General features: G+C 42.5%; 13 protein-coding genes. All 13 read right to left on the reverse strand.

The genetic code is table 11. The features are described from left to right. Window position 1: 1 nt before the first annotated feature. The 13 genes from lepB to plsX all read right to left on the reverse strand — a co-directional run bounded on the left by lepB (window position 2) and on the right by plsX (window position 12,452). Window positions 2-817: a signal peptidase I gene (gene lepB / locus IX83_RS07710; RefSeq protein WP_038501045.1), complete on the reverse strand. Its 816-nt coding sequence runs from the start codon at window positions 815-817 to the stop codon at window positions 2-4. After that, complete coding sequence (lepA, locus tag IX83_RS07715; protein WP_038501048.1) at window positions 817-2,613, reverse strand: translation elongation factor 4; 1,797 nt, start codon at window positions 2,611-2,613, stop codon at window positions 817-819. The genes lepB and lepA overlap by 1 nt, the downstream gene beginning before the upstream one ends. A gap of 140 nt (window positions 2,614-2,753) precedes the next feature. Next, window positions 2,754-4,226 (reverse strand): Do family serine endopeptidase, encoded by a 1,473-nt coding sequence (locus tag IX83_RS07720; RefSeq protein ID WP_038501051.1) that lies wholly within the window; start codon window positions 4,224-4,226, stop codon window positions 2,754-2,756. A gap of 48 nt (window positions 4,227-4,274) precedes the next feature. Further along, complete coding sequence (locus IX83_RS07725) at window positions 4,275-5,525, reverse strand: MucB/RseB C-terminal domain-containing protein (protein WP_038501054.1); 1,251 nt, start codon at window positions 5,523-5,525, stop codon at window positions 4,275-4,277. Between the two features lie 18 nt (window positions 5,526-5,543). After that, window positions 5,544-6,008 carry an RseA family anti-sigma factor gene (locus tag IX83_RS07730; RefSeq protein WP_038501057.1) on the reverse strand — a complete coding sequence of 155 codons (465 nt, stop codon included), beginning with the start codon at window positions 6,006-6,008 and terminating at the stop codon, window positions 5,544-5,546. Window positions 6,009-6,013: 5 nt separating this feature from the next. Next, window positions 6,014-6,598: a sigma-70 family RNA polymerase sigma factor gene (locus IX83_RS07735; RefSeq protein WP_038501060.1), complete on the reverse strand. Its 585-nt coding sequence runs from the start codon at window positions 6,596-6,598 to the stop codon at window positions 6,014-6,016. Next, complete coding sequence (locus IX83_RS07740; protein ID WP_038501063.1) at window positions 6,586-7,008, reverse strand: hypothetical protein; 423 nt, start codon at window positions 7,006-7,008, stop codon at window positions 6,586-6,588. The genes IX83_RS07735 and IX83_RS07740 overlap by 13 nt, the downstream gene beginning before the upstream one ends. Before the next feature lie 12 nt (window positions 7,009-7,020). Further along, entirely contained in the window at window positions 7,021-8,250 is a 1,230-nt protein-coding gene (gene fabF / locus IX83_RS07745) for a beta-ketoacyl-ACP synthase II (protein ID WP_038501066.1), read from the reverse strand. A gap of 57 nt (window positions 8,251-8,307) precedes the next feature. Continuing rightward, window positions 8,308-8,544 carry an acyl carrier protein gene (gene acpP / locus IX83_RS07750; protein WP_038501069.1) on the reverse strand — a complete coding sequence of 79 codons (237 nt, stop codon included), beginning with the start codon at window positions 8,542-8,544 and terminating at the stop codon, window positions 8,308-8,310. Between the two features lie 158 nt (window positions 8,545-8,702). After that, window positions 8,703-9,440 (reverse strand): 3-oxoacyl-ACP reductase FabG, encoded by a 738-nt coding sequence (gene fabG, locus IX83_RS07755; RefSeq protein WP_038501072.1) that lies wholly within the window; start codon window positions 9,438-9,440, stop codon window positions 8,703-8,705. Between the two features lie 11 nt (window positions 9,441-9,451). Further along, window positions 9,452-10,384 carry an ACP S-malonyltransferase gene (fabD, locus tag IX83_RS07760; RefSeq protein ID WP_038501842.1) on the reverse strand — a complete coding sequence of 311 codons (933 nt, stop codon included), beginning with the start codon at window positions 10,382-10,384 and terminating at the stop codon, window positions 9,452-9,454. A 22-nt stretch (window positions 10,385-10,406) separates the two neighbouring features. Then, window positions 10,407-11,378, reverse strand: coding sequence for a beta-ketoacyl-ACP synthase III (locus IX83_RS07765; protein WP_038501075.1), 972 nt, complete (start codon window positions 11,376-11,378; stop codon window positions 10,407-10,409). Between the two features lie 9 nt (window positions 11,379-11,387). Next, window positions 11,388-12,452, reverse strand: a complete 1,065-nt coding sequence (gene plsX / locus IX83_RS07770; protein WP_038501845.1) for a phosphate acyltransferase PlsX — start codon at window positions 12,450-12,452, stop codon at window positions 11,388-11,390. Window positions 12,453-12,457: the final 5 nt, after the last annotated feature.

The following is a 12,457-nucleotide window of genomic DNA, read 5'->3' on the forward strand; positions in this document are numbered from 1 at the left end:
CTTAGTCAAATGTTCCTATTCGTTTAAAATTACCTTTTAAGTTCATCATAATAAAGTAAGCTTTACCCGCCACATTCTTATCGGGTACAAAGCCCCAAAAACGACTATCTTCGCTATTATCTCGATCATCTCCCATCACAAAATAATGTCCCTCTGGTACCTTACATTCAAAATCATTTCCCGAGAAAGTACAATTTTCTGCGTAAGGAAAATCAGGGTGTTCAGGCAATTTAGAGGTAAATGCTGGGATCTGTAACGTTAAATAAGAAGTACCATCTTCCAAATATTCTCGATATTGGTAAGCGGGCACATTCCCCATTGAACGCATTTGTTCAGGATTAATATAAGGCCCCAAGTACTCTTGACGCAAAGGTTTACCATTAATAATCAACTGTTTTTTATGATACGCTACCGTGTCTCCTGGTTCACCAATGACGCGTTTGATAAAAATCGTTGACCAATCTTTAGGGTATCTAAAAATAATCACATCCCCACGTTTAGGTGAACTAACAGGAATCACTTTTGTATTCAATACGGGTAAACGGAACCCATAACTAAAATGCTCGACTAGCACCATATCGCCTACTTCTAGTGTAGGCAACATCGAAGCCGAGGGAATACGGAAAGGTTCTGCCAAAATAAAACGGCATACAAACAAGAATACAAAAACACTCGTCCAGCCATAAGCAAAATTAACGATGCCACGACGATCTTTTTCTTCTTGATGACGCCATTTTTTCCAGCCGATGATTCTCACCACCAAACAAAAAATCGTTCCAAAGAAAATAACAATAGACAGTACATCAACCCAACTCATTACTTATCCTCAACTTGCAAAATTGCCAAGAAAGCCTCTTGCGGAATCTCTACGCTACCGACTTGTTTCATGCGTTTTTTACCCGCTTTTTGCTTCTCTAATAATTTTTTCTTACGCGTAATATCGCCACCATAACATTTTGCCAAGACATTTTTACGCAAGGCTTTTACGTTTTCACGGGCAATAATCTCGGCACCAATCGCTGCTTGAATCGCGACATCATACATTTGGCGAGGAATGAGTCCTCTCATCTTAGCCGCCACTTCACGCCCACGATAACGAGCATTTGAGCGGTGAACAATCATAGACAATGCATCTACTTTGTCACCGTTAATCAACATATCCACTCGCACAACATCTGCTGAACGATACTCGATAAATTCATAATCCATCGATGCATAGCCACGAGACACAGATTTCAACTTATCAAAGAAATCAAGCACAATCTCTGACAAAGGAATTTCATACGTCAAATGTACTTGCAATCCATGATAGGACATATTTGTCTGGATACCGCGTTTGTTATTACACAACGTCATCACCGCCCCAACGTATTCTTGAGGCATAAACAACGTCACACGCATAATCGGTTCACGAATATCTCGAATCTGTCCCGCTTCTGGCATACGTGAGGGACTATCCACCATTTGAACGGTACCATCCGACTTTTCCACTTCATAGACAACAGAAGGGGCCGTCGTAATCAGGTCCATATCAAACTCACGCTCTAAACGTTCTTGGACAATCTCCATATGCAATAGTCCCAAGAACCCGCATCTAAAGCCAAACCCTAAAGCTTGAGAGACTTCAGGTTCAAACATCAACGCGGCATCGTTTAGACGTAACTTTTCTAAAGAATCACGCAACTGATCGTATTCACTACTTTCTACGGGATATAAGCCTGCAAACACTTGAGGCTTCACTTCTCTAAAACCTGGCAAAGGCTCCGCTGCTTGTCGGTTTGCTAACGTAATCGTATCACCGACCTTTGCGTATTCAAGCTCTTTGATTCCTGTGATCACAAAACCTACCTCGCCCGTATTTAATACGTCACATGGCGTAGATTTCGGCGTAAACATCCCTAATTGTTCGCATAAGTGAGAACGTCCTGTTGCCATAAAGTGTAGTTTGTCTTTCACTCTCATGCAGCCATTTACTACTCTTACCAACATCACCACCCCCACGTAATTATCAAACCATGAGTCGATAATAAGGGCTTGCAACGGTGCATCGGGGTCACCCTTGGGTGCAGGGACTTTGTGAACAATATCTTCTAAGATCTCATCAATACCCATCCCTGTTTTAGCACTGGCATGCACCGCTTCACTGGCATCAATTCCAATCACATCTTCAATCTCGGTACGTGCATTTTCAGGATCTGCACTGGGTAAATCCATTTTATTTAATACAGGAATCACCTCAACACCCAAATCAATCGCCGTATAACAGTTAGCAACCGTTTGGGCTTCAACACCTTGCGAGGCATCCACAACCAATAAAGCTCCCTCACAAGCCGACAAGGAACGCGAAACCTCATATGAAAAGTCCACATGTCCTGGGGTATCGATTAAATTCAAATGATAAATCTTGCCATCCTTTGCTTGATATTGCAAAGAAGCGGTTTGGGCCTTAATCGTGATACCTCTTTCACGCTCAAGGTCCATAGAATCTAGTACTTGGGCACTCATCTCACGATCTTGTAACCCACCACATCGTTGGATCAAACGATCCGCCAAAGTGGATTTCCCATGATCAATGTGGGCAATAATAGAAAAGTTACGAATATTTTCTTGCATATTTTTCTAAAAAATATTTATTTTTTGATGGCTTAAATTTTAAACGCTTTTACCATTTAATATTCAGTATTCATGGTGTTTTCATAAATAAAAAAGAGTCCAGAAATATCTGAACCCTTTTTATTTAGGTGAGGTGATGATTATTCTGTATCTAAAATCAACCAGAACGTGTTTTTATCTCTTGTGACCATCACTGCAAGCTCTTTGCCTTTGTAGCTCTTAGCGAACTTGGCCACATCATCCACTGATTTAATCGGTTGCTGACCTAATACCAAGATAATATCGCCTTTTCGTAAGCCTTGCAATGCGGCCAACTCAGATGTTTCAGACACGATGACACCTGTATCGCCCTCATCTTTAGGCAAAGATGAAACTGAAAAACCTAGTTTTTCCTGTACATCAAGTTTCTTGTCTTCACCTTTGGCCACTTTGTCGTTTTTATCTTGAGAAGATCCGATGGTTATATTCAAGCTCACTTCTTTGCCTAAACGCCAAACCACTATCGCGACTTTTGACCCAGGTTTAGTCATCCCTACCAGACGAGGCAAATCAGAGTATTTTGTGATGTCTTTGCCATCATATTTGATGATCACATCACCGTTTTTAATCCCTGCTTTTTCGGCTGGAGAATCAGGAAATACGCTTGCTACCATGGCACCTCTAGATTTTTCTAGACCGATCGCTTTGGCCACTTTATCGCTGACATCACTTATCTGAACGCCGATCTGTCCACGATTCACTTTGCCCGTAGATTTCAATTGTTGAACAATCTTCATGGCTTCATCGATAGGAATAGATAAAGAAATGCCTTGATAACCGCCACTGCGTGTGATGATCGCGGAGTTCACGCCCACTACTTCACCAGCCATATTGATCAATGGACCGCCTGAATTACCTGGGTTAATCGCCACATCTGTTTGGATAAAGGGTAGGTATGCCCCTGCATCACGATTGATGGCACTGACAATACCTGCTGTAGCGGTTGTGTCCAAATCAAAAGGTGAACCAATCGCTAACACCCATTGTCCTTTTTTCAACTTACTTGAATCACCAATTTTCAAAAATGGGAATTTTTGGCCATCAATTTTTAATACAGCGATATCTGTTCGTTCATCTTGTCCGATCACTTTGGCCGTATATTCTTTGTCTTCTACGGTAACCGTGATTTTATCGGCATCGTCAATCACATGGTTATTCGTAATGATATAACCATCTTCTGAAATCAAGAATCCAGAACCCACGCCACTTGGCACGCTACGTTCTTTTTTCGGTGAATCTGGCTTTTTGTTCAACTTACCGCCACGTCCACGTTCCCAATGATCATCATTAAACCCAAAGAAAAAGTTAAATAAATCATCTGGGTCGTCAAAAGGCGAGAACGAGGGATTATCACCAAAACTATAGAATCCATCTCTGTATGAGACTTTACGCGTCGTGCGAATATTAACCACCGCTTTTTCAGTTTTCTCAATGACCGACGTAAAATCGGGCAAAGCAACACTAGGAACGGTCACGCTGGGTGCCACATCATCAGCCCACGAGGGAGTGGGAGCGATAAAGCACATAGCAATGGCACTAGATAAAAGGATTTTTTTCAAAGGGTTTTTCTTCATATACAACTCACTATGATTAAAGATTTCAAAGGGGAAATTAAAAATCTTTTATTTTCTGCTATCAGGGGTATATTTCGCACTGTTTACAATCTTCTCCAAGACCTCATTAGAGACACCACCAACGGCAGTCACCCAATACTGATCTACTCGTTTGCGAGAAATATTAAACACACCAATTTTCATTTCATCTTTAGGTGGCAACTTGATTTCGTTTGATTGGATTTTTTGCATAAAAATCGAAATCGTAGTCATCCCATCTGATAGTAGAAGATGTTGTGAACCGCCTGGTCTAGGTGAATTCTCAAAAATCGAGAACCCTGCAGGCACTTTAATACGCCAGACCGAATCGCCGTAACTGTCAATAATTTCTTTCTTGCGTTCATCACTCAACGGTTTTGGCATTGATTTTTTGTCAACAGGCGGTGGTGCAGAGGTACCTGGCCCCATTGCATCAGGTGGAGGACCTTTAGGTAATAAGGCGACTGGCAAGGAAATCTGCACATCGCCGTCTTCGCCGACTTGGGTCGTGATGGTAACGGGTGCAGGACTACTCAACGGTTCAACCGACATTCTTTCTTGACGAACATTATCGTAAACATCTTTTAAATCACGATTAGGAATGTTTTTGTTAATCGACAAGCTTGTAAACATAACTTGTTCAATCATACTACCATCCACACTCATTCGCTTAAATTTCAACAACAACTGATGTTTAGGTTCGACACAAATATTAAAATAATTTCTATCTTCAAAAACAGGTTTGATGTTATACGACACACAGTCCACCCCTGCCACACGATCCTTGGCATTAGGGTCTGTCTCTATCTGGTAATATTTGCTAATGTTTTTAGGATCAGAGACCAAAATACGAGGAAATTGGTTAGGTCTGGGCGGGATTTTCGCGGTACGTTCTTTGGCATCGGTAATCACGCAGTACAACTGATCATTACGTCTCAAGAACTCACGTTTACGACCGTCTAGAACTTGGGCATATTCTTTAATACCCTCACCATCCACAATATGAACGACTTTAGTTGACGTCACTCTTGGGCCACTTTGCCATGTGTAAACACCGCTATAATCAGTGTGTTCCGCCGCTTTTTGGACCCCAATCAAAAACTTCGCCAACTCATCATTCAGGGCGTTAATATTTACTTTTTCAAAATCAGTGAGGTTTTTGGTATCAAAACTTGGTTTTCCAATGACCAATAACTCATCAGGCAAAGGCATGGTATTGGCACTTAACACACTACTACCTAACATGCCCAAACCCAAGACAAGCCATCTTGCTGCTGTCATACTACTTCACCCCATCCATTAGCCGTCAAATGCGTTAGGATTACTGCCTACCGCCTGATAGTGTTCTTTAAGATATTCTTGGTAATCTTGTTGCTGACGTTTAATCGCCTCATCAGAAGCTCTTTCCGTGCTAGCCACGATACGATCATTCAAACTATCACGTTCTGGCCAAGCAAAATACATAATGCCACCCACGACAAACGCGGTCGCAAAGGCCCCCACCGCTCTTTTCAACCAAACATGACGCGGTACAAAAGCTTTCGGTTCTTTTGCGATTCTATCGTGAACGCTAGCGACAAACTCAAGCGTATCCAAACATTTCATACTCGGGTCTTTGACCAACTGATCAATCATCAGATAAGTTCGCCAAACCTCTTGACCTTCTTGACTACAGAGTTTATCAAAGCTGATCTTTGGCTCTTCACCATCTATAAAAGCAGATATTTTTTCAGCATCTGCATCACGTTTAAACTCTATGTGCATATGACTTACCTAATTTTATAATCAACCAAATGTTGAATATGCTGAGCAATACTTTCTCTTGCTCTGAATATTCTTGAACGGACAGTACCAATGGGCGTTTGGGTTACTTCGGCAATATCCTCATAACTTAATTCATCCCTTGTTCTAAGCAAAAAAGCCGTACGCAGATGTTCTGGCAAGGCTTCTATCGCCTTATTCATCTCGGCCACTAATTCTTCATGAATCAGCTCAGACTCGGGTGTCCTTTCATCTATATGACTCTCGTCTTCCGTAAAAGTTTCATCTTCTGGTCCAATGACATCAGAAGTAAGTTGAAAATTTTGTTGTTTCAGCCATGTCTTGGCTGTATTGACCGCAATTCGATATAGCCAAGTATAAAAATTACTATCGCCTCGAAAATTGGGAATAAAACGGTAAGCTTTGAAAAAAACCTCTTGGGCCACCTCTTCTACCACAGCAGGCTGTTTGATCAAACGTGAAATAAGATTCTTAACGCGACTTTGGTACTTAATCACTAATAGATCAAAGGCGCGGTTGTCTCCAGATTGGACTTTTTTGACTAATTCTAAATCGGTATCTATATGTCCCATACCCCTATTTCCTCTTTGCGTTTTTGGGCATCGTACATCGCAAATTCAGCCACTATTCTTAATAAACGCCATTCATCAGCTTGGTAATTCCATCGCCAAAAACTATTCGTCCCTTCTTCATGTCTTATCCAAATAAGCGGTCCCAAACAAAACGACTGTTTGATCATGACTTTTTTAAAATTTCCTTGATGATAAGCATAAAGATGGTAATCGCGACTGATTACCCAGCGATAAAATGGGCATCGACAAAGCAAATAATGCACGAAAATAGTAGTAATAAAAAAAGCACCCATGCCTAACCAATAGCATAACACTAAAGATCCCAGTACGGATGCTTCTATAAATTTACTGATATATAAATGTTCTGGCACGGTCAAACGCCAGATCGGATATTGCGACTGGGTTGACATAGCTAAAAACCTTTATAACTTCTTAACAATCATCGAACCATTTGTGCCACCAAACCCGAATGAATTAGATAAAGCATAATCTATCTTCAAGTTTCTAGCTTCGTTCGCACAATAATCCAGATCACATTCAGGATCTTGGTTAAAGATATTGATAGTTGGTGGAGAAATCTGATGATGAACCGCAAGCGTGGTAAATACGGCTTCAATACCACCAGCAGCTCCCAACAAATGTCCTGTCATGGATTTAGTAGAGTTCACGACTGTTTTATAAGCATGATCGCCTAATGCTAATTTCAAAGCATTTGACTCATTCTTATCTCCCAAAGGAGTCGATGTACCGTGAGCATTCACATACTGAATCTGATCAGCATTAATACCTGCATCACGCAAAGCATTACGAATACCTCTAGCTGGACCATCTGCATTTGGGGCTGTAATATGATGAGCATCTGAACTCATTCCGTAGCCAACAAACTCACCGTAAATACGAGCACCGCGTTTTACCGCATGTTCATATTCTTCTAAAACCAGCACACCTGCACCTTCACCCAATACAAAGCCATCACGATCTTTGTCCCATGGACGAGAAGCTGTCGCTGGATCATCATTTCTACGAGATAAGGCGTGCATAGCAGCAAACCCACCAATTCCCAAAGGAGACACGGTAGATTCTGCACCACCTGCGATCATCACATCTGCATCACCATAAGCAATGAGACGTGCAGCATCGCCAATTGAGTGTAAGCCTGTTGTACATGCCGATACAACAGCATAGCTTGGACCCTTGAGTCCTAAACGGATGCTCAAATGTCCTGAAATCAAATTAATCAAAGAGCCTGGTACAAAATAAGGACTGATACGGCTAGGTCCTTTATTAATGTACATTTCTTCTGTTTGTTCAATACGAGGTAAGCCACCGATACCAGAACTCACGATCGCACCGATGCGTTCTGCATTTTCTTCTGTTACCTCTAAACCAGAATCCGCCCACGCTTGTAAACCAGCTACAATACCATAATGAATAAAGGTATCCATCTGGCGAGCTTCTTTCGGGTTCAGGTATGTTGATACGTCAAAATCTTTCACTTCTCCAGCGATGGTGGTGGTAAAACCTGTCGTATCGAAACGAGTAATGTTCGTAATACCACTACGACCATTAACAATACTATCCCACGCTGTTTCAATCGTATTACCCACAGGGCTAACGATACCTAACCCAGTAATGACAACACGTCTTTGCACTGAGAACTCCTAGGTGAGATTCGTGAGACGAATCGCCTCACGAATCGTTATCTTTGATTACTTTTGGTTTTGAACAATATAGTCGATTGCCTGTTGAACTGTTGTAATTTTTTCAGCTTCTTCATCAGGAATAGGTGTGCCAAATTCATCTTCAAGAGCCATTACCAACTCTACCATATCAAGAGAATCGGCACCCAAATCGTCAAGGAAAGATGAAGTGTTATTCACTTCTGCTTCTTTAACACCTAACTGATTGGCAACAATGTTCTTGACTCGTTGTTCGATGCTTTCCATGTAAATCTCCAATTTAAAGGGATATCCCCTAAAGTAATCGTCATCATGATGACGGTTTTGTTAAACACAAGTAACCTCTTACAGCTACTCTTCTAGGTAAGTGTATTTTATACAATAACGAAAAAAAATGTAACTGTATAAAATACGAAATCAAAAAATTATTCCATGTACATACCACCATTCACATGGATGGTAGCACCTGTGATATAACCTGAAGCTGGGCTTGCTAAAAACGCAACTGCATTAGCCACATCGTCTGGCTGACCTAAACGACCTAAAGGAATCTGGCTTAACAATGCATCTGTTTGTTTTTCGCCTAATGCACGCGTCATATCCGTTTCCACAAAGCCTGGGGCCACGCAGTTAACAGTAATATTACGACTACCTAATTCACGTGCCAAGGCTTTAGTCATCCCTGTCACCCCTGCTTTGGCGGCCGCATAGTTAGCCTGCCCCGGATTGCCGCTTGCTCCCACTACCGAAGTAATGTTGATAATACGGCCTTCGCGTGCTTTCATCATCACTTTTAGCACACCACGACTGAGGCGGAAAATAGAAGTCAAATTCGTTGCGATCACCGCATCCCAGTCTTCATCTTTCATACGCATTGCCAAGTTATCACGCGTAATCCCTGCATTATTTACCAATACATAAGGACCGCCCTCTGTTGCTAACTCAGCTAACAACGCATCACACTCAGCTGCATTCGTGACATCTAACTTAACGCCTTTGCCACCGTAAGGAGCTAATGTTTCAGAAATCGTTTCAGCACCGCTATCTGATGTGGCTGTACCGATGACTTTGGCACCTTGTTGTGCTAAAGCAAGTGCAATGGCTTTACCAATACCACGAGTGGCACCTGTCACCAATGCAATTTTACCTGTTAATGTTGACATATTCGTTTCTCCTAAACGCTTAACGCTTCCAAAGTCGCTTGTAATGACTCTGGATCCGTGATTGATAAAGCCGTCATGCTTGGTTCAATACGTTTCATCAACCCCACTAATACTTTACCTGGACCGCATTCCACCACATGAGTAACTCCTTGGGCGTGTAAATGCTTAATCGTCTCTACCCAACGCACTGGATGCCACGCTTGACGCGATAAAGCATCTACTATCTCCGATGGGCTGGTACTGACACCGACATCAACGTTATTAATAATGGGAACAGTCGGCATATTTACTTGGATGGTGCTCATGAAGTTTTCTAAAATTTTACCTACTGGTTCCAATAAACGTGAGTGAAATGGTGCCGATACAGGCAATAATAACGCACGTTTTGCACCTGCCGCTTTAGCGAGTTCACAAGCACGTTCCACGGCTGTTTTATGTCCTGCAATCACCACTTGAGACGGTGCATTAAAGTTCACCGCCTGAACCACATCACCCTCTGCTGCTTTTGAGCAAACATCTATGACGGTCTCATCATCTAGACCAATAATCGCCGCCATCGCACCTACTCCTACTGGTACTTGGGCTTGCATCGCGTCAGCACGCACACGTACCAAACGCACGGCATCCTCTAGTTTAAAGGTTCCCGCAGCGGTCAAAGCAGAATACTCACCCAAGCTGTGACCCGCCATGCAATCAGGCTGACGACCGCCTTTTGCCAAATAAGCACGATACATCGCCACACTGGCTGCCAACATCGCAGGTTGTGTATTCGTCGTTAAATTCAAATCTTCAGCAGGGCCGTTTTTAATCAATCCTGATAAATCTTGTGATAAAGCCTGATCTGCTAGCTGCATCACTTCCTTAACCTGTTCATTATCAGACCAAGCATCTAACATACCAACGGTTTGTGAACCTTGTCCAGGAAATAAAAAAGCAAGTTTCATATTCATTACCTCAAAACATTCATTACATGCGAACTAACACAGAACCCCAAGTAAAGCCACCACCGACACCTTGTAATAATAGCAATTGGCCCTCTTTAATATCGCCAGCACGCACCGCTGTATCCAATGCTAAAGGTACGGATGCCGCCGAGGTATTTGCATGACGACTTACCGTAACGACGATATGGGATTCATCCAGTCCAAGCTTCTTACCTAATGATTGCATAATACGGATATTGGCTTGATGAGGTACGAGCCAGTCCAATGCATCAAAAGGCAGTCCTGCTTTTTCAAAAACTTTTACAGCCGATTTTTCTAAATTTGTGACAGCTTGTTTGAAAACAGCCTGTCCATCCATTTGGACGTAAGGATTACCTTCAATCTGTCCATTTGCAATATGCCCTGTTGTATGCAAAATGCCATTTAGGCTACCATCTGCTCCTAAATCGGTCGCAATGATTCCCGCCTCTTCACTGGCTTTTAGCACAACGGCACCTGATCCATCACCAAACAGCACACATGTGCGTCTATCAGACCAATCTAGAATACGTGAAAAAACTTCGGCACCAATTACCAACACGCATTTTGCTTCACCACAACGAATGGCGTTATTAGCAACAGACAAAGCGTAAACAAAGCCACTACAGACGGCTTGCACGTCAAAAGCAGGGCCTTTTATGCCTAATTTACTTTGGACCATACAAGCTGTGCTTGGAAAGGTGTTATCAGGTGTTGTGGTTGCTACCACGACTAAATCAATCTCTTGAGGGGAAATGTTTGCACGTTCTAAAGCGTTTCTTGCCGCTGCACTGGCTAAATCAGAAGAAAGCTCTCCCTCTTCTGCAATATATCGTTGTTTAATACCTGTGCGAGTGTAAATCCATTCATCCGATGTTTCCACACCCAATTTCGCTAAGCGTTCGGCAAGATCATCATTTGTAACGACATTCTTGGGAAGATAGCTCCCTGTGCCAATAATCTTTGCAAAGACCATCGTGACCTCCTAAACTTTCTGCTCTTTTAATGTTTCTACTTTCTCGCCATTATGAGCAACATCATCACGAGTACTAATTTCATTTAAAACGGAACCGATTTGGTCCAACATCTTGTGGCTAGCGGCCTCAATAGCATTATCCAAAGCACAGGAAAAAGAAAAAATATCCGCTGAACCATGGCTTTTAACGACAATACCATTTAGACCTAATAGCATAGCACCATTATAACTGCGATTGTCTAAACGTTTACGCAAACGACTAATGACGCCCATTGAAAAAAGAGCGGCCAGCTTACTCCACCAACCTCTCTTATATTCTTCTTTTAGAGTGGAGGCAATCAAACGTACCGCCCCCTCTACCGCTTTTAAAACCGAATTTCCAACGAAACCGTCACAGACCACGACATCTACCTTACCAGTAAAAATGTCGTTACCCTCTACAAACCCCACAAAGTTAAGACCACTTTGGCGCAATAACTCTGCCGCGTTTTTCACCGTTTCGCCGCCTTTAATCTCTTCAGTACCTACGTTTAGCAAACCAACCGTAGGATTTTCTAGGCCATCGACTGCTTTACTTTTAGCCACACCCATAATTGCAAACTGCAATAAATGCGTGGCCGTGCAATCTATGTTAGCACCTAAATCCAATACATTTGTCTTACCACCTAGTTTTTGGGGTAATCCAGTACAGATAGCAGGACGATCAATGCCGTTTAACGTTTTTAGAACATAACGAGCGACCGCCATCAATGCCCCTGTGTTGCCTGCAGACACGCAAGCAAGGGCCTTACCTTCTTTTACAAGGTTCAAAGCCACTCGCATAGATGAGTCACGACGACGACGCAAAGCCACTTCCACCGTATCATCCATCGCCACCACCTCGGAAGCATGAATGATCTCAAAACGCTCTAAAACATCTTGTGGTTGTGAAGATAACGCAGCAGTAATAAGCTGACTATCTCCAACCGCTAAAAATTTAACTTGGGGGCGAAGCTTAGCCACCTTTACCGCTGCTGGAATGGTAACCGATAAACCGTGGTCACCACCCATGCAGTCAATCGCTATAGGGATCACCATAA

This window comes from Basilea psittacipulmonis DSM 24701, assembly GCF_000743945.1.
GTDB lineage: Bacteria > Pseudomonadota > Gammaproteobacteria > Burkholderiales > Burkholderiaceae_B > Basilea > Basilea psittacipulmonis.